We start from the raw sequence: 22667 nt of genomic DNA on the forward strand, positions 1-22667 counted from the left end.
GATGCGGCCAGTTTTTCGACAGGACACGGATGTCCTGTCGAAAAACCCCGCAACCCGCACGCGCACCTGGAGGGCCAAAGGCCCGGAAGGCGCGTCATCCGGGGGGCCCTTTCTTTTGGTTACTTTTCTTTGGGCAAGCAAAGAAAAGTAACCCGGCCTCCGGCAGGAGGTCGGAAGCCCGCGGCAGGCGAGCCAGGTCGCCGTGTCGCTAAAACCAAAAACCGAGGCTCTGGATGACCAGCCATTTGGCTGTTAAAGAGCGCATCGGGCCGGCGCCGGGATGACGAGCTCAGAGAGGGAGCGGGGACCGAAGAGCTCAAGAGCTAGGAGCTAGGAGCTAGGAGCTAGGAGCTAGGAGTTAGGAGTTAGAGGCAAGGAGCAAGGAGCAAGGAGCAAGGAGCGAAAGCCTAGAAGCATCACGCATCCAAAAAGAATCCCCTCAGGACTTCTTCCTGCGCGCCACCTGCTCCCCCAACAACGACAACTGCAACGCCTCCAACTCCGGCAAATCCCGCTCCAGCTTCTCGATCTCCTCGCGAAACGCCTGCACGTCCTCAAACTTCCGATACACCGAAGCGAAGCGCACATACGCCACTTGATCGAGTTTCTTCAGCTCACGCATCACCAACTCCCCCACCTGCCGCGAAGGCACTTCACGTTCGCCGCAGCGGCGCAGGTCGTTGATGATTTCGCGCACGGCAGTGTCCACCGAATCGGTGGGCACCGGACGCTTCTGCAGGGCGCGTTCAAAGCTCACGCGCAGCTTGTGTTCGTCGAACGGTTCACGGCGCTCGCCGCTCTTCACGATGGAAGGCAGCTTGAGCTCGGCGGTTTCGAAGGTATTGAAGCGTTCACTGCACTTGGGACACTCGCGTCGACGGCGCACGGTGGCACCGTCTTCGGCGAGGCGCGAGTCGATCACGCGAGTGTCTTCGTGCTGGCAGTAAGGGCAATGCATAGGTTCATCGATTCCTGGAAGGGAGGAAGAAACGAGAAAAGGCGCCCCTGCTCACTTCTCGTTTCTTATCGGCCCTCATCCTTCGTGACGGCTCAGCCGTAGACAGGGAACTTGTGGCACTGCGCCGTGACCTTGTCGCGCACCTTGGCGATGACGGCGTCATCGTTGGGTGCGTCAAGCACGTCGCAAATCCACTGCGTGAGTTCGACCACGTCCGCTTCCAGATAACCGCGGGTGGTGACGGCAGGCGTGCCCACGCGCAGGCCCGAGGTGACGAACGGCTTGCGGGGATCGTTCGGCACGGCGTTCTTGTTGACGGTGATGTGTGCCTTGCCCAGCGCTTCTTCCGCGTCCTTGCCGGTCACGTCGCGACCAATCAGATCGACCAGCATCAGATGGTTCTCGGTGCCGCCGGAAACGATCTTGTAGCCGCGCTCGATGAAGGTCTTGGCCATCGCCTTGGCGTTCTTCACCACCTGGGTCTGGTAGGCCTTGAATTCCGGCTCCAGCGCTTCCTTGAAAGCCACCGCCTTGGCGGCGATCACGTGCATCAGCGGACCGCCCTGGATGCCCGGGAACACGATCGACTGCAGCTTCTTCTCGATCTCTTCGCCGGCGTCCTTGGCCACGATGATGCCGCCGCGCGGACCGCGCAGCGTCTTGTGCGTAGTGGAGGTGACCACGTGCGCATGCGGCAGCGGATTGGGATATACGCCTGCGGCGACGAGACCGGCGACGTGCGCCATGTCCACGAACAGATACGCACCCACCTTGTCGGCGATCGCGCGGAAGCGTGCCCAATCCATCACCTGCGAGTAGGCGCTGAAACCGGCCACGATCATCTTGGGCTTGTGCTCGACGGCGAGGCGCTCGACTTCGTCGTAATCGACCAGGCCCTGCTCGTTCACGCCGTACTGCACGGCGTGGAACAGCTTGCCCGAGACGTTGACCTTGGCGCCGTGGGTGAGATGGCCACCGTGTGCGAGCGACATGCCGAGAATGGTGTCGCCCGGATTGAGCAGCGCGAGGTACACGGCCTGGTTGGCCTGCGAACCCGAATGCGGCTGCACATTGGCGTAGTTGGCGCCGAACAGCTGCTTGAGGCGATCGATGGCGAGGCGTTCGGCCACGTCCACGAATTCGCAGCCGCCGTAGTAGCGCTTGCCCGGGTAACCCTCGGCGTACTTGTTGGTGAGCACGCTGCCCTGGGCTTCCATCACGCGGGGGCTGGCGTAGTTCTCCGAAGCGATCAGCTCGACGTGGTCCTCCTGACGGCGGGCTTCGTCGGCCATAGCCTGGGCCAGTTCGTTGTCGTAACCGGCGATCGTCTCGTGCTTCGGGAACATCCTGACCTCGTGGGGGTGGCAAGCAGGGCTAGAACGCGAAATTGTAGCCGTGATGTGCTATTGCGGCCACCTTGGGGTCACTTGCGCCCCGGTTGCGTACATCGTACCGTACGTCGCACGCAATCCAGCCCACGGACCTCGCCATGCCGATCCAGCCGTCCCGCGCCTCGGTACGCCCGCTGCGCAAGCTCGCCGCGTTTGCCCTGATCTTTCTGCTCTTGCCCCTGGCCGCCCTGGCGTCCGACGTCACCGGCGTGGGCATCAGCGCCATCCAGATCCCCGACCCGGTCAGCGGAAAGCCGACCGAGGGCTATGTGTTCTATCCCTCGTCGCAGCCGACGCACGGCATCACGGCGATCGGCCCCTACGACGTCGCGGCCACGCCTGACGCGCCCGCCATCCCTGGCGCCAAGCCGCTGGTGATCCTTTCCCACGGCAACGGCGGCAGCAACCTGGGCCATCACGATCTGGCCACCTACCTCGCCAGCCACGGCTTCGTGGTCGCCACGCTCAATCATTTGGGCGACTACTTTCGCGATACCAGCCAGGTCGGCCATATCGAAGTGCTGGCCGGCCGACCGGTGCAGGTGAAATCCGCCATCACCACCTTGCTCAATGACCCGCGCTGGAAGCCCCTGATCGATCCCAACCGGATCGGCGTGGCCGGCTTCTCGGCGGGTGGCTACACGGCCTTGATGTTGGCCGGGGCAAAGCCGCGTTTCGTGCGATTCGTCGGCTTCTGCCAGCGCTATCCGAACGACCAGGATGTCTGCGGCCACGCCACGGAGTTCAAGGCTGCCGCCGCCAAGCAGGGCAAGACCATGGAGCAGGTGCTCGAGGACATGCAGGGCCAGCTGGGCAAGTACGGCGACACGGCCGATCCGCGGGTGAAAGCGGCTTTTGCGATGGCGCCGATGAGCCTGATCTTCGACGAGCACAGCTTCGACCAGGTGCATGTCCCGGTTTTTCTCTACTACGGCCAGAACGACAAGGTGCTGCCGCCGGAAGCCAACGCCAAACACATCCAGCCGCTGATCAAGACGCTGGCGGGAGTGAAGGAAGTACCGCACGCCGACCACTGGGTGTTCCTGCCGCCCTGCTCCGCTGAATTGGCCAAGGAGATCGCACCGATGTGTACCGATCCGGCCGGCGTGGATCGCGCCAAGGTGCATGAGCAGGTCAATGCCGATGCGCTGGCGTTCTTCCGCAAGACGCTTAAGGTCAAGGACTGACGCGTGCCCAAGGCGCTGAGCGAGCAGGAAACCGAAGCCTTCCGCGCACGCCTGTGCGAGGCGGCGGCGAAGATCTACGTGGAAGAAGGCCCGGCCGCCGTCACCATGCGGCGCCTGGCCGGCGACCTGGGCGTGGGCACGATGACCCCCTACCGCTATTTCCATAACAAAGAAGAAATCATCACGGCGGTGCGCACCCGCGGCCTCAACCGTTTCTCCGAAGCCCTGGAACGCGCACTGGCATCGCCCGGCGACGGCCGCACCCGCAGCCGCGCCGTGCGCGATGCCTATATCGCCTTTGCCCGCGAGAACACCGCCACCTACCGGCTGATGTTCGAGTACCCGGAGACACGGCAGGACGATCCCGCCTATCGCCAGGCGCACGAGCGCATGTGGGGCACCATTGCCGCGCATGTGGACGTAATGATCGCCGAAGGCACCATCGCAGCCGACGCCGACGCCCCCATCATCGGCCACCAGATCTGGGCCTCCCTGCATGGCGCAGTCATGCTGGAAATCGCCGGCATGCTGCCCCCGGGCTACGACGCCGCCTCACTGCATACGCGTACTGTCAGCGCGATCTTCGACGCCGCCCGGCCGGTGCGCTGACTTCTGTGGGAGCGCACCCTGTGCGCGACATCCGACGGAGCGCTGCCCACGCGTTCGTCGGGCCACGGCGGACACCAGCACATAGCTGATCACCATCAGCAGCAGCCATGCGCCAAGTTTGTCGAGCGGCACCATCTCCCAACCATGGCGCTGCGCCGGATAACGCCACGCCGATGCGAATGTCCCCAGGTTTTCCGCGAACCAGATAAACAGCGCCACCAGCACGAAGCCGAAAAGCAGGGGCATCCTGCGATACGCGCGGCGCACGCGGAACAAAATCCAGGTGCGGCCGAACAAGACTGCCAACACCGCAAACAGCAGCCAGCGGACGTCAGGCAGGAAATGATGCGTGAAGAAATTCACGTAGATCGCCAGCGCGAGCCACGCCGTGGCCGCGAACGGGGGATGGCGGATGAAGCGGAACTCGAACAGCCGCCACGCGCGGGCGATATAGCTACCCACGGCGCCATACATGAATCCCGTAAACAAGGGCACGCCGCCGATGCGCAGCAGCGAAGCTTCGGGATAGACCCACGAGCCCATGGCGGTCTTGAACACCTCCATGGCGGTGCCGACCAGATGGAAACAGAGGATCACCCTGGCCTCGTCCCGCGTCTCCAGTCCCATGGCGATCAGCAGCACCTGCAGGGCCAGCGCCGCCAGCACAAGGAAGTCGTAGCGGGCCAGCGGCGCATCGACGGGATACCAGGCCCATGTCGCCAACAACAGGGCCAGCATGCATCCGCCGAACAGGCATGCCCTGGCCTGCTTGACGCCGAAGCAGACCAATTCGTGCACGACCACGGCCCAGGGCCCCCGCACCCGGGCCCAACGGGCGGCGCCCTCGTCCAGTGAGGTGGCGCCGCGCAGCAAGTGCTGTGGTGCCCGCGTGGCTGTCCTGTCCATAGGCCTGATCCGGGAAAACCCCAGCATGGCCAAGGCCTGGGCGACGACCGGGGCGGGATCGGGCAAGACGCGGGCAGAACGGTCGCGGGGGTCGGGCAGCAGTCACCGGCGCGACCCCACAAGCCGCTATAATGAGTGGTTTACACCCACTCTGATCGCACTGCCTGCCCTCTCGGCCGGCTGGGTGCACGTCGCCGGAGGTTCCATGCAATACATCTACACCATGAACGGGGTCAGCAAGATCGTTCCCCCGAAGCGCCAGATCATCAAGGACATCTCGCTCAGCTTCTTCCCCGGCGCCAAGATTGGCCTGCTGGGCTTGAACGGCGCGGGCAAGTCGACGGTGCTGAAGATCATGGCCGGCGTGGACACGGACTTCCAGGGCGAGGCTCGCCCGCAGCCGGGTATCAAGGTCGGCTATCTGGCGCAGGAGCCGCAGCTCGATCCGGAGAAGACCGTGCGTGAAGCGGTCGAGGAAGGCGTGTCGGTGATCCTCGATGCGCAGAAGCGCCTCGACGAGGTCTATGCCGCCTATGCCGAAGAAGGCGCGGATTTCGACAAGCTGGCCAAGGAACAGCAGGAGCTGGAAAACATCCTGGCCGTGAACGATGCGCACGCCCTGGAGCGCCAGCTCGAAGTGGCCGCCGACGCGCTGCGCCTGCCGCCGTGGGATGCCAAGATCGGGCCGCTGTCCGGTGGTGAAAAGCGCCGCGTGGCGCTGTGCCGCCTGCTGCTGTCCAAGCCGGACATGCTGCTGCTCGACGAGCCCACCAACCACCTGGACGCCGAGTCGGTGGATTGGCTGGAGCAGTTCCTGCAGAACTACCCGGGCACCGTCGTGGCGGTCACCCATGATCGCTACTTCCTCGAGCACGCCGCCGAGTGGATTCTCGAACTCGATCGCGGCCGCGGCATCCCGTGGAAGGGCAACTACACCGACTGGCTGGAACAGAAGAGCGAGCGTCTGGCCCGCGAAGAAGCCGCCGAAAAGGGGCGCCAGAAGGCTCTCGCACGCGAGCTGGAGTGGGTGCGCTCGGCCGCCAAGGGCCGTCAGTCCAAGGGCAAGGCGCGTATCAACCGTTTCGAAGAACTGAACTCGGTCGAGTACCAGAAGCGCAACGAAACCAACGAGCTCTACATCCCGCCGGGCGAGCGCCTGGGCCAGGAAGTGATCGAGTTCAAGAACGTGTCCAAGTCCTTCGGCGACCGCCTGCTGATCGACGACTTGTCGATGAAGATTCCGCCGGGCGCCATCGTCGGCGTGATCGGCCCGAACGGCGCCGGCAAGTCGACCCTGTTCAAGCTGATCACCGGCCAGGAAACGCCTGATAGCGGCGAAGTGAAGCTCGGCCACACCGTGCAGCTGGCCTATGTGGACCAGTCGCGCGACAGCCTCGATCCGAACAAGAACGTGTGGCAGGAAGTTTCCGACGGCGCCGACATCATCACCATCGGCCGTTACGAGCTGCAGTCGCGCGCCTATATCGGCCGCTTCAACTTCAAGGGCACCGACCAGCAGAAGATGGTCGGCAGCCTGTCCGGCGGTGAGCGTGGTCGCCTGCACCTGGCCAAGACCCTGATGCAGGGCGGCAACGTGCTGCTGCTCGACGAACCGTCGAACGATCTGGACGTCGAAACGCTGCGCGCACTGGAAGACGCGATGCTGGAATTCCCGGGCTGCGCGATGGTGATCTCGCATGACCGCTGGTTCCTCGATCGCATCGCCACGCACATCATCGCGTTCGAAGGCGATTCGCACGTGGAGTTCTTCCCCGGCAACTACAACGAGTACGAAGCCGACAAGAAACGCCGCCTCGGCGACGAAGCCGCCGGCCCGCATCGCGTGAAGTACAAGAAGCTGGCGTAAGCGAGCTCCTGCTCCCTCTCCCCTCCGGGGAGAGGGCTGGGGTGAGGGGCCACGGCTGGCCCCGATCCTCAAAAGAACAAGATTTCAAATCAGCGACAACGCAAGATTGTCCCCTCACCCCAACCCTCTCCCCGGAGGGGAGAGGGAGTGAAAGGCAGCGACGAGGAGAACACGATGCACTTCATGCAATCCCTGCAACAGGCATGGGCTGCCCATGACTCCCTCGTATGCGTCGGCCTCGATCCCGAGCCCGCGAAATTTCCCGCGCACCTCAAGGGTCGCCCGGACGCGGTGTTCGAATTCTGCCGCGACATTGTCGATGCCACGGCTGACCTGGTCTGCACGTACAAGCCGCAGATCGCGCACTTCGCCGCGCTGCGTGCCGAAGACGCGCTGGAACGCCTGATCGCGCACATCCACGACAAGCATCCCGGCGTGCCGGTGATCCTCGACGCCAAGCGCGGCGACATCGGCAGCACCGCGCAGCACTATGCCGCCGAGGCGTTCGATCGCTACCGCGCCGATGCCGTGACGCTCAATCCCTATATGGGCCGCGATTCCGCCCAGCCGTTTCTCGAACGTGCCGACAAGGGCGTGATCCTGCTGTGCCGCACATCCAATCCCGGCGGCGCGGATTTCCAGGCGCTCGACTGCGGCGGTCAGCCGCTCTATCTGCGCGTGGCTGAAACCATTGCACGCGACTGGAACGCCAACGGCAACTGCGCGCTGGTCACCGGCGCCACCTGGCCGGAAGAACTGGGCAAGGTGCGTAGCATCGTGGGCGACATGCCGCTGTTGGTGCCGGGTATCGGTGCGCAAGGCGGTGATGTGGAAGCCGTGCTCAAGCATGGCCGCAGCGCCGACGGCACCGGGCTGATGATCAGCTCCTCGCGTGCAATTCTCTACGCGGGCAATGACGAGGATTTCGCGCAGGCTGCGCGTACTGCTGCGCTGGATTTGCGCGACACCATCAATCGTTTCCGCTGATCGTCGCCCCAGTTTTTTTGTAGGAGCGCACTTGTGCGCGACCGCAGCGCCACGATGTTACGTTGCCGCACGATGGTCACGCACAAGTGCGCTCCTACAAGGTGACGCCTTGCACTACGGCTGACGCTCCACCCTCACGCAACATCCGCTCACGCAACCACCGCTCGGCGGGCGTCGACACCCAACGCTCCACGCCCTTGCCCAACAACCAGCACAGCGGCAGGGCTGGCAGATACCAGAGATAGCCGTGGGCGATATCCGAGCCCATCGCCTTGTAGATCCTCACCACGCCGTACACCACGAACATGTGCGTGAGATAGATCTCATAGCTCAGACGGCCCCACGAACGCAGCCAGCCTAAGCCGCGCCACGCCGCACGACGTGACCAAGCACTGGCCAACACCAGGCACAGCGCGGAGGTGGTAAGCACGAGCATGTAGCCATCGCGCATCGTCTGCCACAGCAGCTTGCCCTCGAACATCACCAGGTACAGACCCAGGACGCCCACGACGGCCAGCATCCAGACCGCAGCGCGCGGCAGGCTGCGCCAACGTTGCACGATCAGCGCGCCGAGCACACCGGTGGCAATTGCCGCCATGCCGGGCAGATAAGCCTTCTCCTGCCAGATCTCATTGTCAGCCAATGCGGCGTGCGTCCATGGCAGCGACACCGCCAATGCGATCAGCATCGGCACCAACACCCAGGTGCGCCGCGTCAGCAGGCAGACGATGGGGAAGCCGAGATAGAACACTTCCTCGATCGACAGCGACCACAGCACATCCCAATTGCCTGGCAGGTAGCCGGTCATCCCCTCGTACCAATTCAGATGGAAACCCAGTGCCGCCACGATGGCGCGCGGCAGCGACTGCCCTTCCCGATCGATCACGTAATCCGGCGCGCCGGCCAGATGCAGCACGCTGAGCACGACTACCAGCAACACCAGGCAGGGCACGATTCGCGAAAAACGCCGTGCGTAGAACGCACGCAAGTCGATGCTGGCCAGCGAACCACTGCGATGCAGCGCATTGCTGGTGATGAGAAAGCCTGAGATCACGAAGAAGATGAAAACCGCCTCGTAGCCGTTGAAGTTGAGCGCCGTCAGCAGCTTCTTCGGCAACACGTCGAGCAGGGCCGTCTTGCGCAGCGGAATGCGCAGGCCGATGTGGTGCAGCACCACCAGCATGATGGAGAAGCCGCGCAGCAGGTCGATGCCGGTGTTGCGCTGAGTCTGCGGGTCAGCCATCGCGTCCATCAACCCCGTACCCTTACTTGTAGGAGCGCACCCTGTGCGCGAACAAGGCGCGGCAGCGCCTTCGCTTCGCCAACCCGTCGCGCACAGGGTGCGCTCCCACAAGGTGGCAGACGCTTACTGTGCCGCCGGCAGATCGTGAATCATCTGCTGCGCCAGGCCTTCATAGTTGTAATCGAAATGATGATCGCCGGTCTTTTCGTAGACCTTGATCCACGTCGGCAATTTCGGATCGGCGCAAAGCGCGTCGTCCTTATCCTTGACCCCGTAGTAGCAGACCACCGGCGGGTGATCATTCAATGCTTCAAGCGGCGGCAGGGCATCGTAATGCTGCACGGGATTGAGCCACTGGAAGAAGTCCTGGGTGTGCGTCTTCCACCATCCCTCCTTCATATAGCCTTCCATTTCGATTTCGAAATTGACATCGTGACTGGGTGACAGCAGTACCACCTGGGCGATGCGCGCGCGGCCCTCAGGGCTCAACTGATCGATCACGGAAGGCAGCACGTCGGCGCCGAAAGAGAAACCAATCAGCCATACGCGCTTCTTGCCCGGTTGCGACACCGCCTGCGCGATCAAGGCATCCAGATCGATGGCCGACTCCTTCGCCGGACGATTGCGCCAGTAGTACTGCAGCAGACTTACGCCCTGCACCGGGATGCCGTGCGAGGCGATGATCTTGCCCAGCGACTGGTCCAGATCGCGCCAGCCGCCATCGCCGGAATAGAAAATCGCCACCACGTCCTCGCGCCCGGCCAGCGGCGTCACGCCGGCCTGCGCGGGCACCTGCACCAGCGACTCCTGCATGCTGGCGTGATGCCAGGGCTGCCAGGCCCACAGGCCGACGCCGGCGGCAATCAACACAACGAGAGCGAACCACTTCCAGAGTCGTTTCAACGGCGCACCATGCCTGACAGTCCACCCGAAATGAGGCTTGCCACATTGGCGAACACCAGCGGGAGGGCGATGCCATTGGGCACCGCAAGATAACGAGGCTCCCACACGGGATCGAATTTGTCTTTGTACTTGTGCAGGCCGCGGAAGTTGTAGAAGCGCTCGCCGCGACCAAACAGCATCGCACCCAGGCGGCTCCACAGCGGCGCGCTGCGGCGATTCTGCAGGCCGGAAAATGGCGCCATGCCGAGGTTGAACCAGCGGTAGCCTTCCTGTTTGGACCACTGCATCAGGCTGATGAACAGGAAATCCATGATGCCGGCCGTGCCGTCGGGCAGATGGCGCATCAGGTCCAGCGAGGCCTCTTCCTTGTTGTCGGTGAGGAACAGGTTCGCAAAGGCCACCAGCTCCTCGCCCTGCCACACCAGCGCCATCGGCGTGCGTTCGAGATAGCGCGCGTCGAAGGTGCCCAGCGAGAAGCCCTTCTCGCGCACGCCCTTGTCGCGCATCCACGCATCGGAAATTTTTTTCAGCTGCGGGATCAACGCCGCCACCGCGTCGGCCGGCACGATCTCCATGCGCATGCCTTCGCGGGTGAGCTTGTTGATGGTGTTGCGCAGCACCTTCTTGGACTTGCCGTCGAGGTTGAAACCCGCCAGTTCCACGCGGGCCTCTTCGCCGATCTTGAGGAAGTTCATGCCCACTTCCAGGTACAGGTCCAGATCGTCCTGGCGCACCTGGTAGAACAGCGGCCAGCCGCCGGCGCGTTCGCACTGGTCGCGGAAGGTCCACACCAGTTCGCGGCGCGCTTCTTCGTCCTCGCCGACGGGATCGCCCATGGCCACCCAGCTGCGGCCTTCCACGTCGTACATGATGAAGGCGCGGTTGTCGGCATCGAACAGCAGGGTCTTGTCCGCCATCAGGGCGAGATGCGCCTGGGCGGAGTTGTAGTTCTTGATCAGCGGCAGCGCACGCTGCAGGTCTTCTTCGCTTGGCAGGTGCAGGTCCGGCCGCACGGGGCGGATCAGGTTGGCCAGCGCAAACAACAGGCCAGCGGTGGTCGCGCCCACCAATGCGCGCAGCGCACGCGGCGCACCGCCGTGATAGAAGCTGAATTCCCACCACAGGTTGTTGCTGTATTCCACGTGCTTGTAGCTGAAGCCGACCAGCCAGCCCGCACAGCCGAGCACCGCCACGATGGCGATGATCCAGCCCCACGAGAAGCTCGCGCTGAACATCGACGCGCGGCGATAGAACAACTTGTGCGCCGGCGCCAGCGCGAGCGCCAGCACCGACAACAGCGTGGCTTCTTCGTAATCGATGCCCTTGAGCAGCGACAGCACCGCGCCCAGCACCAGCAGGATCAGTGTGAGCACATAGGCTGCATCGAGGCGTCGCTGCAGACCGCGCGCAAGAATCAGCAACATCATGCCGACCACGCTGGAAAGGAAGTGGGACACTTCCAGCACGGCCAGCGGCAGCACGTCGCGCAGGATGGCCATGCGCGTGGGCAGCGCCGAGGTGGCACCCGAGAAGAGCAGCACCGCGCCCGACACCAGCGTCAGGCCCGCGAAGAACGGCGGCAGCAAACCGGTGAACCACGGCGCCAGCTGCGTCTTCTGGCGCAGCCCGCGCGCTTCGCGCCACAGCACCACCACGGTCGCCGCGAACAGCGGCAGGAAATAATAGATAAGGCGATAGGCCGCCAGCGCGCCGAGGATGGGTGCTTCCAGGCCCTGGTTTCCTTCGGCGCCGAAGCCGGCCAGCATCACCGCCTCGAACACGCCCAGGCCACCGGGCACATGACTGATCAAGCCGGCGATCTGCGCCAGCACGAAGATCGCAAGGAAATGCCCGAAACCCGTGTCCACCTGATTGGGCATCAGCAGATAAAGCACATAGGCGGCCAAACCCCAATCCACCGCGCCGACCAACACCTGCCGCGTGGCGACCAGGGTGTTCGGCAAACTCAGGCGCCATCGCCAAATACGCAATGGACGTCCAAGCAGGCGATTGCCCACGATCCACAGTAGCGGGATCAGGGTGAGCACCGCGGCCACCGGAATGCGCCAGCTGGCCAGCGGCAAGGACGGCGGAATCGGCACCAGCAGCAAGGTGACGCCGGTGAGCGCGCTCAGGCCCAGCCAGAAACTCAGCGTGGTGTAGACCACCACCTTCGCCACTTCGGCCGTGGAAAGTCCGGCCTGGATGTAGAAGCGGTAGCGGATGGAACCGGAGATCAACAAGGCCATGCCCAGCGCATTGCTGAAGGCGTAGCTGATGAAGGAGATCAGGCTGACCTGCGGACCCGGCAAACGCTTGCCGATGTATTTGAGGCCGAACCAGTCGTAGAGAATCATCACGCCGTAACTGCCGGCAGTGAGCAGCACGGCCAGGGCGACGCGGTAGTTCTCCAGTCCGTGAACGTAGCGTGCCACCTCGCGGTAGCTCACCTCGCTGGCCAGGCGGTGCAGCGCCCATAGCGCCAGGCACAGCATGGCCACCGAAAGCAGCGGACCGGCAAGCCTGCGTAACCTGGCCATCAGGCCAGGGCGTGCAAGCATTTCACCGGAAATCGGGGCTTGGGCCCCTGTCTGCTCCACCACGCGTTTACCGCCTCCACATGACCATCGCGCAAGATATTCGCGACCGTCTAGGATAGCCGGTCAACGTGCTCTTCTGTTCGATCGTGGCATGCAGGCATGACATTCGGTCGCGCCCGCTTCAGGCAGGTCGCGACCGTGTGAGGTCAGGACTTGGCGCCCAGTCCGTTGGCCATGCGGGCAATCCAGCGGTACAGCACCAGCACGATCACCGCGAAGGCGATGCCGCCGATCCACTGGGCCTTGTCGGCAAACTCAGGTCCCACGAGTGCCAAGGGCGCTTGCAGGTTGCTGAAACCCAGGCGGTCCGCGAATGCCACGATCGCTGCGATCAGGACGCCAATAATGCTCTCGCCCACGATCAAGCCGGAGGCCAGCAGCACGCCAAGCTGTTTGGTGGTTTCAGGCTTCTTCGAACGATCGGCACGACGATCGAAATACCAGCCGACCACCGAACCGACCACCACCATCAGCGTGCTGACCGTCGGCAGATAGATGCCCAGACCCACCGCCAGCGGCGGTATGCGCATGTGCTTGGTGGTCCGCGCCAGGATCTCGTCGACGATGATGATCGCCACGCCGATCCAGATGCCGGTGATGATCAGGCTCCAGTCGATATTGCCGGTGATCACGCCGTTCGCCAGCGCCGAAATAAGGCCGGCCTGCGGCGCCGGCAGCGCATGCGCACCCACGCCCGCCACACCGACAAATCCATAGGCCTTGTTGAGCAGGTCGAGCACCGGCGGGATCACCGCTGCGCCCGCGATCACACCGATCACCAGCGCCACCTGCTGACGCCACGGCGTGGCGTCCACCAGCTGACCCGTCTTGAGATCCTGCAGGTTGTTGTTGGCGATGGCCGCCACGGTGAACACCACCGCGGTAATGAACAGCGCAAACGCCACCAGCGCCTTGCCTTCTTCCGGGCCGACGTACGGCTTCACGAACGCCACCAGCAGCAAGGCGGCTGCGATCACCACCAGGATGCCCACGCCCGACAGCGGGCTATTGGACGAACCGATCAGGCCGGCCATGTAGCCGCACACGGTGGAGACAAAGAAACCCATCAGCACCACGAAGGCCACGCCGCCGATGGCGAGCACGCCGACATGGGCACCCAGGCCGCTGATCTCACCGAAGTAACCGAGCAACCAGGCGATCGGCACGAAGCAGGCCAGCGTGATCAGGCCCACGATGCCAATCGGGATGTCGCGCTCGGTGCGCGGCAGCGAGTCGGCCTTGCCGGCCTTGCGCACTTTGGAGGCAGCCATGGCCGAAGTCAGGCCGCTGATCACCGGCTTCACCAGCTTGGCGAGTGTCCAGATGGCCGACACGCCGATCGCGCCCGCACCGACGAAACGAACCTTGTGGCTCCAGGTGCCATTGGCCAGATCCGCCACCGACGCACTCATGTCGCCCAGCAGCGAGTAATGCGGCACGCCCCAGCCCCAGCCAATGATCGCGCCAATCAGCATGGCGATACCCACCGACAGGCCCACCAGGTGGCCAATGGCGAACAACGCGAAGGAAAGATTGAAGTCGAAGCCGCTGACCGAACCCTTGTCGCCCACGCGGAAGTAGCGCACGAAGTCGCTGGCGAACACCTGGGTGGCCACGATCACCGCAAACACGGCGGAAACGATGGAGCCCCATAGCACGGCAAGCAGACCCGCACGGCCTTCTTCCACACTGCCTGCATCGGCATCGTCGCCACTGCCGACCTTCAACACCTCGGCGCAGGCCAGGCCTTCCGGGTACGGCAGGTCGGAGGTCGTCACCAGCGCGCGGCGCAGCGGGATCGAATACATCACGCCCAGGATGCCGCCCAAGGCGCACACGGCAAACGAGGTCCAGAACGGGAAGCCGGTCCACCAGCCGATCATGATCATGCCCGGGAGCACGAAGATGATCGAAGACAACGTGCCCGCCGCCGACGCGATGGTCTGCACGATGTTGTTTTCCTGGATGGTGGAATCCTTGAACCCGCGCAGCAGGGCCATGGAAATCACCGCCGCGGGAATCGATGTGGCGAAGGTAAGGCCGGCCTTGAGGCCAAAGAAGACGTTGGCGGCAGTGAACACCACCGTGATGATCACGCCCAGGATGAGACCGCGAACGGTCAGCTCTTTGCGATTTTCGGTCTGAGAAAGATTGCCGCTCACGAAAGTCGTCCCGTCATGTCATTGGTCCCCTGTTGGCCACCCTGGGGCGGCATAGCATGAATACGACAGCCCGCCGGAAGGCGGGTCAGCGCGTAGGGTTGCCGGATTTGCTTGGAATCGCAACGGGTTGACGGGGTTTGGGGCCTGCCTTCCTCGTTTGGGGCAGGTTTGGATGGGGCGGGGCTTGCCCCGGAGCCGCATCTGCTTGCTCGTCGTCCCGGCGGAGGCCGGGATTTCCCTTTTGCCGGTCCCGGCGTTGGCCTGAGGCGCTTTTCAACCGTCGCACGGCTGACCATCCAGATCCTTGGCTTCTGATTGTCACCTTGCGGCCAGGGTGCCGCCTACGCGGCGGGCGTTTCGATCGGCTGCCGCCGACCGAGTCACTTTTCTCTTGCTGGCCCAAGAGATCCCACGGGACTAGCTTCGCGTCGAAAGTAACCCAAAGAGAATGGCCTGATAACGCCCGCAGCATCGTGTTGGGATAAGCCCGAGCGCTTGAGGCGCGCTGTTGTGGGACAACCTCCGAGGGTACACAGCGGGTACTGCCAAGCGCTGCGCAACGCGCCCGAATCGCTGAGGACTTAAAGCGGGGCCTCGCTGCGCATCGGCTTTCCTTGTCCCACTTCCCTTTGCCACGCGGGCTTGTCTGTGGGAGCGCACCCTGTGCGCGACAGCCACGCTGCGGTGTACCGCTCCGTAGGATTGTCGCGCACAGGGTGCACTCCCACAGAAGAGCCGACCGGCAAGATTGATCCACCATCCACAGGCCATCGCGATCCCTTGTAGGAGCGCACTTGTGCGCGACCGCAGCGTCGTGGTGCATCGCTCCGGTTGGTCGCGCACAAGTGCGCTCCTACAAAAGACCGGCCGGCCCCGCAACGCCGGGCGTTGGGCTCTTGATCAGGCTCTTGCCCCCGGGGTCCCCGTATGACGCGGCGGGCGGGTGGAGGAAAGCCCGAAGGGGGGCCGCATGGATGCGGCCAGTTTTTCGACAGGACAGGGATGTCCTGTCGAAAAACCCCGTAACCCGACCGCGCACCTGGAGGGCCGAAGGCCCGGAAGGCGCGTCATCCGGGGGGCCCTTCTCCGTGGGTTACTTTCTCTTGGGCAAGCAAGAGAAAGTGACCCGGGCCGCGGCAGCGGCACGGAAGCCCGCGGCAGGCGGGCAAGGTCGCCGTATCGCAACAACTAAACTCCGAGGCTCTGGATGACCCGCCATTCGGCTGTTGAGAAGCGCTTCCCGCCTTCGCAGGACGAGCAAAAGCTACCTAAACTGGGACGCGTAGAGACGTTCCCGCGAGCACCCGCCCCTCACCCCAACCCTCTCCCCGACGGGGAGCGGGAGCAAAGCGGACTCACTCATCCGCCCCCGGATCCATCCCCGGAAACAACACCTCGGTATACCCAAACTTGCTGAAATCCGTGATCCGCGAGGGATACAAACGCCCGATCAAGTGATCGCACTCATGCTGCACCACGCGCGCATGGAAACCTTCCGCGTTGCGATCAATCTGCGCACCGTGCGGATCGACCCCCTGATAGCGGATCAACGAATACCGACTCACCGCACCCCGCAGGCCAGGTACCGACAGACAACCTTCCCACCCCTCCTCCATGTCCTGCGACAGCGGCGTGATCACCGGATTGAGCAGGATCGTGCGCGGCACCGCCGGGGCGTCCGGATAGCGCTCGGACTGGTCGAAGCCGAAGATCACCAATTGCAGGTCCACGCCGATTTGCGGTGCAGCAAGACCGACGCCGCCGGCGTCGTGCATGGTGTCGAACATATCGGCGATCAGCGCATCGAGTTCCGCGCTGCCGATCATGCCGTCAGGCACCGGCGGGGCCACCCGCAACAGCCGTGGGTCGCCCATCTTCAGGATCTCGCGGATCATGGAAAAATCCTCGCCTCTTCATCGATTCAGCAAGGCCGCGGGGGGCGGCTGACAGACCGCCAGTGTACGCGCCGGCCGGGATGCCCGCGCATGCGCACGCCCCCTCCGCCCATTCGACCAATGGCTAATGCGAGGCGACGCAATATGTTGTTGACCCCCGCCTCCCCCGGGACGAACCTTGCGGGGGACTTCCCAGGAGCCAATGCGAATGTCTACCGTCGCCGTCAAACCAAGTCCCGCAGGGAAGATCCTGTGGGCCGCCATCGCCATCGTCGGCGCCTGGTGCCTGGGGGTGGTCGCGCTGCGCCGGGGCGAACCGATCAACGCCATCTGGCTGGTTGCCGCAGCCATTGCCGTGTTCGTGATCGGCTACCGCTTCTACAGCAAGTTCATCAATGAAAAAGTGCTGCGCATGGACCCCAGCCGGGCCACGCCAGCCGTACTGCGCAACGATGGCCTGGACTATGTACCCACCGACAAGTGGGTGGTGTTCGGCCACCACTTCGCCGCGATCGCCGGTGCCGGCCCGCTGGTCGGTCCGGTGCTGGCGGCGCAGATGGGTTACCTGCCCGGCACGCTCTGGATCCTGTTCGGCGTAGTGTTTGCCGGCGCGGTGCAGGACTTCATGATCCTGGGCCTCTCGGTACGACGCGATGGCCGCTCGCTGGGCAATATGCTGCGCGACGAGCTCGGGCCAACCGCCGGCGTGGTGGCCATGTTCGGCGTGCTGGTGCTGATGATGATCGTGCTGGCGGTGCTGGCGCTGGTGGTGGTCAAGGCGCTGACGCACAGCCCCTGGGGCACCTTTACGGTGGCAGCGACCATTCCGATCGCGCTGCTGATGGGCGTCTATCTGCGCTGGCTGCGGCCGGGCAAGATTCTCGAAGTGTCGATCATCGGCCTGATCCTGCTGCTGACTTCGATCTGGTTCGGCGCGCACGTCGCCGCCTCGCCCACGTGGTCGGCAGTGTTCGATTTCGATGCGAAGTCGCTTGCCTGGCTGCTGATCGCCTACGGCTTCTGCGCCTCGGTGTTGCCGGTGTGGCTGTTGCTGGCGCCGCGCGACTATCTCTCCACCTTCCTCAAGATCGGCACCATCATGCTGCTGGCGCTGGCCATCTTCCTGGCTGCGCCCACGCTGCAGATGCCGGCCATCACCAAGTTCATCGACGGCACCGGCCCGGTGTTCCAGGGCAACCTGTTCCCGTTCCTGTTCATCACCATCGCCTGCGGCGCGGTGTCGGGCTGGCATTCGATCATTGCCTCGGGCACCACGCCCAAGCTGATCGCCAATGAAGGCGAGGCGCGCATGATCGGCTACGGCGGCATGCTGATGGAGGCCTTCGTCGCCATCATGGCGCTGGTTGCCGCCGCTTCGCTGCATCCGGGCGTGTACTTCGCGATGAACTCGCCGGCCGCCTTGATCGGCACCACCGCGCAATCGGCCGCTACCGCGATCAGCCAGTGGGGCTTCGTGGTGACGCCGGACGAGTTGCTCAATACCGCCAAGAACATCGGCGAGTCGAGCATCTTGAGCCGCGCCGGCGGAGCGCCGACGCTGGCGGTGGGCATGGCCCAGCTGCTGCACGGCATCGTTCCGGGCGAGGGCATGATGGCGTTCTGGTACCACTACGCCATCCTGTTCGAAGCCTTGTTCATCCTCACCACCGTGGATGCGGGAACGCGCGTGGGCCGCTTCATGATCCAGGAGATCGCCGGCCTCATCTACAAGCCGCTGCAGCACACCGAATCGTGGACCGGCAACCTGCTGGCTACCGCCATCTGCGTAGGTCTATGGGGCTACTTCCTGTATCAAGGCGCAGTCGATCCATTGGGCGGCATCAACACGCTATGGCCATTGTTCGGTATCGCCAACCAGATGCTGGCGGCGGTGGCGTTGATGCTGGCCACGGTAGTGACGGTGAAGCTCAAGCGCGAGCGCTACGTGCTCGTGCCGGGCATTCCCGCGATCTGGCTGTGCGTGTGCACACTCACGGCAGGCTGGGAGAAGCTCAGCGGTCCGATCAGCTTCACGGCGGCGGCGCAGAAATACGCGCAGGCCATCGCCGACGGCAAACTGCTGGCGCCGGCCAAGACCGCGGAGGAAATGCAGCGCATCGTGACCAACAACTATGTCGACGCCGCGCTCACCGGCATTTTCATGCTGCTGATCCTGACCATGCTCGCCTTCACCATCCGGGCGATCGTCAGGGCCTGGAGCATCAACCATCCCACCGCTCACGAAGAGCCGTACGTGGCGCTGGGCACCGTGCCCAGCCGCTGAGGGCTGCCATCATGAAAATGGACCTGCAGGCGATCGGGAAGTGGGCGGTGCAAACCGCCCGCCTCTGCTGTGGCGTTCCCGACTACGACGTGTACGTGAAGCACCTGCGCGAACACCACCCGGATCGCGCCGTGCCCAGCTACAAGGAGTTTTTCAGGGAGCGGCAAATTGCCCGCTACAAGGGAACCGGCGGACGCTGCTGCTAGGCTGAGACCGGTCCGAGCATCCCAAAGGCCGTGCCCTGCCGGGCATGGCCTTTCTCGTCTCTGAACGGGGCTGGGCATCCGATACCCTAGCCTTCATCATCCCGCCCAGATCATGGCCGCTCGCCACTGCAAGACTCCCGATGACCAAACACCACCACCCCCGCCTGCAGCCTTCGTCGGAGATCGAGGCCCAACACAGCCTCGGCCTGCGCATCATCGCCATCTACAAGGGCGTGAAGACGGTGTGCCTGATCCTGGTGGCGATTTTCGCCTTCCACCTGGACCGCGAGCAGAACTTCGAAAAGCTGGTGCACTGGCTGGAGCACCTGTCGCTGACCGACAGCAACGGCCTGCGCTGGCGCCTGGTGGAGGTGCTGCAATCGCTGGGACCGAGCAAGTTCGTCGCGATCGGCCTGGTGGCGCTCGCTTATGCCGCCATCTTCGCCACCGAAGGCACCGGACTGTGGCTGCGCAAGCACTGGGCGGAATGGTTCACGGTGATTGCCACCGGCTCGCTGATTCCGCTGGAGTTGTACGAGACGATCCACAAGTTTGGCTGGCTCAAGCTGGGTGCATTGATCGCCAACATCGCCATCGTGATCTATCTGGTGCGCCTTGCGCTGCAGCCGCATCCGGCCAAGCGCAAAGACTGAAAGGGCAACACCTGTGGGAGCGCACCCTGTGCGCGACAAACCTACGAAGCGATGACGTCCCGGCGCCGCAGTCGCGCACAGGGTGCGTTCCCACAGAACGGAGGGCGCTCACACCTCGTGGTGCAGCCCTTCCGCCTGCACCGCACTGCTGCGCGGCGCCAGCTCCACCAGATACATCGCCGCCAGCACCAGCGCACCGCCGGCGAGCATGCGCCAGGTCAGCGCGTCATGGCCGAAGCTGACCGCGAAGCCCGCCGCAAACACCGGCTCCAGCGTCATCACGATGGCCGCGCGCGTCGGCGAGAGATGGGCCTGCGCCCAGGTCTGCACCAGCATAGCGCCCGCGCCGGCCGCCAGCGCCATATACACGACGGCCGCCCAGGCGCCGAGATCGGGCGGGAGCGAGGGACCGGAAGGCACCGTAGCCAGCAGGCAGATCGCTGCAATCACCATCATCTGCACCGTCGACAAGGCGAATGCGCTGCCGGGACGCGACCAGGTTCCCAGTCCGACGATGTGCAGGCCATACAACGCCGCTGAGGCGAGCGTGAGCCACACGCCGTAACCGACGCTCAAACCGTGCAACGCAAGCAGGCCAAGACCACCGACGGAAAGCAGCACGGCAATCCAGGTGACCGACGGCAGCCGCTGGCGCAGCAGCACCGTGCCGAGCAAGGGCGTGAACACGACGTACATGCCGGTGACGAAGCCGCTGATGCTCGCCGACGTATGTTCCAGCCCGGAGGTCTGCAATAGCTGCGCAATGCCGTAGATCGCACCCAGCGCACTGCCCTGCCACCACTCGCGCCGACTCAGCCGCAGCAGCGGGCGATGAAACAACGCAGCCATGGCCAGGGCTGCGATGAGAAAGCGCACGGCCAGGAAATCGGCCACGGGCATGCGCGCCACCAGATCCTTGATCAGGAAAAAGGTGGAACCCCAGATGGCGGTGACTGACACCAGACCCAGCGTGGCCCAGGTCGCGGTTCGCGACGCGCGCGCCGTCACGCGGCGTCCTGCGATCGCTTGCGCCGCGCCAGTCGCCACAGCTGCCCGGGAATCTGCAGCAAAAAGTGCGTCCAGATGCCGAGCCACACCACGCCGGCGATCCACGGCTTGCGCGAATCCGGATCGAACTTGCGGAACCAGCGCCACATGCCGCGATGCTTGTGCCTGCTCACGAACACCGGCCGATGACGGCTCGAACTGCCCTTGCCGTGCAGCACGTGCACATCGCCCGCCAGCATCACGTGATAACCGGCGTCGCGCACGCGGCGGCACAGGTCCAGGTCTTCGCAATGCAGGAAATAGGCTTCGTCGAAACCGGCGAGATAGTTGAACACGCGCCGCGGCATCAGCATCAACGCGCCCGACACCGCCTCGGCCTCGACCAGGCTGTCCGGCATGGGGCCTTCGATATTGATGCCTTCGCCCGCGCGATGGAACAGCGTATTCAACGCGCGACGCAGCAACGGATCGCGACGATAAGACGCCGGATCGGGCGTACCGTTTTCATCGCACACCACCGCGCCGATCACGCCCGCACGCGGATGCGAGGCCAGCAGGTCGAGCAGACGCTGCAGCGTCTCGTTGTCGATCAGGCAATCGGGATTGAGCACCAGCAGCGACTTGCCGTGCGACTGCGCTGCGCCGCGGTTCACCGCCGGGCCGAAACCCAGGTTGGCATGGTTGTAGACCACGCGCAGCCGCGTATCGCTCTCGTGCGCGCGCGCAATCGCCTGCGGAATGCCGTCGGAGGAGGCGTTGTCCACCAGCACCAATTCCAGCGGCAGCTCGCACGCCAGCACGCGCCGCACGCAGTCGCGCAGGCTGGGACCACTGTCGGCGGCCACCACGATCACACTGACCGGCAACACGGAGGACAAGGAAGAAGGTGCGTCGGTAGTCACAGTCACAAGTATGCGTTGTCCGGGGCTAGATTGAGTGACTGAAAGTGTTCCAAGGGTTCACGCAGGCCGCTGTGGGCGCGTCTACCCGGGGAGAACTGTGAAGTGTATGTCGAGACGGGCCGTCCGATGAAACGCCTTGACTACGGTCGCGGCAGCTGCCCCAGCACTTCATGCAGGGGAGTCGGCGCCGCATCGCTGCCCGCGGCCAGCCAAGGCTGCTCGCCGTCCCAGCCGCTCAGTTGCCACCCGCTCAGCCGATGCATGTGCCGGCTTTGCCGGTCCCACAGTATCTCGCCGCGGCCGCCCGGCAGATTGGCCACAAACCAGCGGCCGCCAGGACTACTGCAGTAGCGCGGGCTCGCCTTGTCGATCACCTGGCCCTGGGCGAACACGTAACGCCCTCGCCCATCGTCGATCGCCTCGAAGCGCGCGGCGCCAGTCGCGTCGACGAATTCAGCAGTCGCGACCTGCCAGTGAGCCCGGGTCAGTTCGATGATGTGCGCGGGCGGACCGACCGGCGCCATCGCCAGCTCGCTCCACTCCGGCGATGCCTTAGCCGCCGGCGTGCCTTGCACGCGATGGTCGAGCAGCGACTCCATTAACACCACCAGCGAGAAGCCGACCAGGGCGCCCAGCAAGGCCGCGCCCCAAGCCAGCAGGTCACCGCCCAGGGCGCGCTGCACGGCGAACAACAAACCGGGCAAACCCCAGCGCAAGGCACGTCGGCAGAGCTCGGCGTAGCGCGCGACGCGCCGGTCGAACCACACCGCACCCAGCGCAGACAACAACAGCAGCGGCAATCCCAGCCACCAGGGCAACATCGCCAGCACGCCCGACCAGGCGAGCCCCGGAAGTACTTTCGATAACCAGCGCGCGACGGCAGCCACGCTAGACCCTCGACACAGG

At 64.3% G+C, this 22667-nt stretch carries 18 protein-coding genes; 7 read left to right on the forward strand and 11 right to left on the reverse strand.

Annotated elements, in window-relative coordinates:
* Positions 1 to 439: 439 nt before the first annotated feature.
* Positions 440 to 958, reverse strand: a complete 519-nt coding sequence (gene nrdR / locus AC1DKY_RS20770; RefSeq protein WP_441605626.1) for a transcriptional regulator NrdR — start codon at positions 956 to 958, stop codon at positions 440 to 442.
* Positions 959 to 1050: 92 nt separating this feature from the next.
* Positions 1051 to 2304 carry a serine hydroxymethyltransferase gene (gene glyA / locus AC1DKY_RS20775; protein ID WP_441605627.1) on the reverse strand — a complete coding sequence of 418 codons (1254 nt, stop codon included), beginning with the start codon at positions 2302 to 2304 and terminating at the stop codon, positions 1051 to 1053.
* Positions 2305 to 2447: 143 nt separating this feature from the next.
* On the opposite strand from glyA, the gene AC1DKY_RS20780 reads away from it, so the two are divergent.
* Together AC1DKY_RS20780 and AC1DKY_RS20785 are read left to right on the forward strand one after the other, a co-directional pair.
* Positions 2448 to 3536: an alpha/beta hydrolase family protein gene (locus AC1DKY_RS20780; protein WP_441605628.1), complete on the forward strand. Its 1089-nt coding sequence runs from the start codon at positions 2448 to 2450 to the stop codon at positions 3534 to 3536.
* Positions 3537 to 3539: 3 nt separating this feature from the next.
* Positions 3540 to 4145, forward strand: a complete 606-nt coding sequence (locus tag AC1DKY_RS20785) for a TetR/AcrR family transcriptional regulator (RefSeq protein WP_441605629.1) — start codon at positions 3540 to 3542, stop codon at positions 4143 to 4145.
* On the opposite strand, the gene AC1DKY_RS20790 is transcribed toward AC1DKY_RS20785, so the two are convergent.
* Complete coding sequence (locus AC1DKY_RS20790) at positions 4089 to 5078, reverse strand: DUF817 domain-containing protein (protein ID WP_441605636.1); 990 nt, start codon at positions 5076 to 5078, stop codon at positions 4089 to 4091. The two genes, AC1DKY_RS20785 and AC1DKY_RS20790, sit on opposite strands and share 57 nt — an antisense overlap.
* A 178-nt stretch (positions 5079 to 5256) precedes the next feature.
* Here AC1DKY_RS20790 and ettA point away from each other — a divergent pair, with 178 nt between their 5' ends.
* Positions 5257 to 6918: an energy-dependent translational throttle protein EttA gene (ettA, locus tag AC1DKY_RS20795; RefSeq protein WP_441605630.1), complete on the forward strand. Its 1662-nt coding sequence runs from the start codon at positions 5257 to 5259 to the stop codon at positions 6916 to 6918.
* A gap of 174 nt (positions 6919 to 7092) precedes the next feature.
* On the forward strand, positions 7093 to 7905 hold the full coding sequence (pyrF, locus tag AC1DKY_RS20800; RefSeq protein WP_441605631.1) for an orotidine-5'-phosphate decarboxylase: 813 nt from the start codon (positions 7093 to 7095) through the stop codon (positions 7903 to 7905).
* Between the two features lie 94 nt (positions 7906 to 7999).
* Here pyrF and AC1DKY_RS20805 read toward each other — a convergent pair whose 3' ends face one another.
* From AC1DKY_RS20805 to def, 5 genes are all read right to left on the reverse strand, one after another.
* Complete coding sequence (locus AC1DKY_RS20805; protein ID WP_441605632.1) at positions 8000 to 9157, reverse strand: acyltransferase family protein; 1158 nt, start codon at positions 9155 to 9157, stop codon at positions 8000 to 8002.
* Between the two features lie 114 nt (positions 9158 to 9271).
* Positions 9272 to 10051 carry an AcvB/VirJ family lysyl-phosphatidylglycerol hydrolase gene (locus tag AC1DKY_RS20810; RefSeq protein ID WP_441605633.1) on the reverse strand — a complete coding sequence of 260 codons (780 nt, stop codon included), beginning with the start codon at positions 10049 to 10051 and terminating at the stop codon, positions 9272 to 9274.
* The gene (mprF, locus tag AC1DKY_RS20815) at positions 10048 to 12612 is read right to left on the reverse strand and encodes a bifunctional lysylphosphatidylglycerol flippase/synthetase MprF (protein WP_441605634.1); all 2565 of its coding nucleotides are present in this window, start codon (positions 12610 to 12612) and stop codon (positions 10048 to 10050) included. Before mprF ends, AC1DKY_RS20810 begins: the two co-directional genes overlap by 4 nt.
* Positions 12613 to 12797: 185 nt before the next feature.
* A complete protein-coding gene (locus AC1DKY_RS20820; RefSeq protein ID WP_441605635.1) occupies positions 12798 to 14813 on the reverse strand; it encodes an OPT family oligopeptide transporter in 2016 nt (671 codons plus the stop codon).
* Positions 14814 to 16168: 1355 nt separating this feature from the next.
* Positions 16169 to 16708, reverse strand: a complete 540-nt coding sequence (gene def / locus AC1DKY_RS20825; RefSeq protein ID WP_441605613.1) for a peptide deformylase — start codon at positions 16706 to 16708, stop codon at positions 16169 to 16171.
* A 208-nt stretch (positions 16709 to 16916) separates the two neighbouring features.
* Between def and AC1DKY_RS20830 the strand changes: the two genes are divergently transcribed.
* The 3 genes from AC1DKY_RS20830 (at position 16917) to AC1DKY_RS20840 (ending at position 19851) form a co-directional block, all read left to right on the forward strand.
* Positions 16917 to 18992, forward strand: a complete 2076-nt coding sequence (locus AC1DKY_RS20830; RefSeq protein ID WP_441605614.1) for a carbon starvation CstA family protein — start codon at positions 16917 to 16919, stop codon at positions 18990 to 18992.
* Between the two features lie 11 nt (positions 18993 to 19003).
* Positions 19004 to 19198, forward strand: coding sequence for a YbdD/YjiX family protein (locus AC1DKY_RS20835; protein ID WP_441605615.1), 195 nt, complete (start codon positions 19004 to 19006; stop codon positions 19196 to 19198).
* A 140-nt stretch (positions 19199 to 19338) separates the two neighbouring features.
* Entirely contained in the window at positions 19339 to 19851 is a 513-nt protein-coding gene (locus AC1DKY_RS20840) for a DUF2127 domain-containing protein (protein WP_441605616.1), read from the forward strand.
* Positions 19852 to 19959: 108 nt separating this feature from the next.
* On the opposite strand, the gene AC1DKY_RS20845 is transcribed toward AC1DKY_RS20840, so the two are convergent.
* From AC1DKY_RS20845 to AC1DKY_RS20855, 3 genes are all read right to left on the reverse strand, one after another.
* On the reverse strand, positions 19960 to 20859 hold the full coding sequence (locus tag AC1DKY_RS20845; RefSeq protein WP_441605617.1) for a DMT family transporter: 900 nt from the start codon (positions 20857 to 20859) through the stop codon (positions 19960 to 19962).
* Entirely contained in the window at positions 20856 to 21761 is a 906-nt protein-coding gene (locus AC1DKY_RS20850; RefSeq protein WP_441605624.1) for a glycosyltransferase family 2 protein, read from the reverse strand. Before AC1DKY_RS20850 ends, AC1DKY_RS20845 begins: the two co-directional genes overlap by 4 nt.
* Positions 21762 to 21901: 140 nt before the next feature.
* Positions 21902 to 22648, reverse strand: a complete 747-nt coding sequence (locus AC1DKY_RS20855; RefSeq protein ID WP_441605618.1) for a hypothetical protein — start codon at positions 22646 to 22648, stop codon at positions 21902 to 21904.
* Between the last annotated feature and the right edge of the window lie 19 nt (positions 22649 to 22667).

It is taken from the genome of Dyella sp. 01N448 (assembly GCF_056399225.1).

Excerpts from the sequence above, each read along its gene's own strand:
- nrdR (WP_441605626.1), bottom strand. The coding sequence starts at position 958 with ATGCATTGCCCTTACTGCCAGCACGAAGACACTCGCGTGATCGACTCG.
- glyA (WP_441605627.1), bottom strand. The coding sequence starts at position 2,304 with ATGTTCCCGAAGCACGAGACGATCGCCGGTTACGACAACGAACTGGCC.
- AC1DKY_RS20780 (WP_441605628.1), top strand. The coding sequence starts at position 2,448 with ATGCCGATCCAGCCGTCCCGCGCCTCGGTACGCCCGCTGCGCAAGCTC.
- AC1DKY_RS20790 (WP_441605636.1), bottom strand. The coding sequence starts at position 5,078 with ATGCTGGGGTTTTCCCGGATCAGGCCTATGGACAGGACAGCCACGCGG.
- ettA (WP_441605630.1), top strand. The coding sequence starts at position 5,257 with ATGCAATACATCTACACCATGAACGGGGTCAGCAAGATCGTTCCCCCG.
- pyrF (WP_441605631.1), top strand. The coding sequence starts at position 7,093 with ATGCACTTCATGCAATCCCTGCAACAGGCATGGGCTGCCCATGACTCC.
- AC1DKY_RS20805 (WP_441605632.1), bottom strand. The coding sequence starts at position 9,157 with ATGGACGCGATGGCTGACCCGCAGACTCAGCGCAACACCGGCATCGAC.
- mprF (WP_441605634.1), bottom strand. The coding sequence starts at position 12,612 with ATGCTTGCACGCCCTGGCCTGATGGCCAGGTTACGCAGGCTTGCCGGT.
- def (WP_441605613.1), bottom strand. The coding sequence starts at position 16,708 with ATGATCCGCGAGATCCTGAAGATGGGCGACCCACGGCTGTTGCGGGTG.
- AC1DKY_RS20830 (WP_441605614.1), top strand. The coding sequence starts at position 16,917 with ATGTCTACCGTCGCCGTCAAACCAAGTCCCGCAGGGAAGATCCTGTGG.
- AC1DKY_RS20835 (WP_441605615.1), top strand. The coding sequence starts at position 19,004 with ATGAAAATGGACCTGCAGGCGATCGGGAAGTGGGCGGTGCAAACCGCC.
- AC1DKY_RS20840 (WP_441605616.1), top strand. The coding sequence starts at position 19,339 with ATGACCAAACACCACCACCCCCGCCTGCAGCCTTCGTCGGAGATCGAG.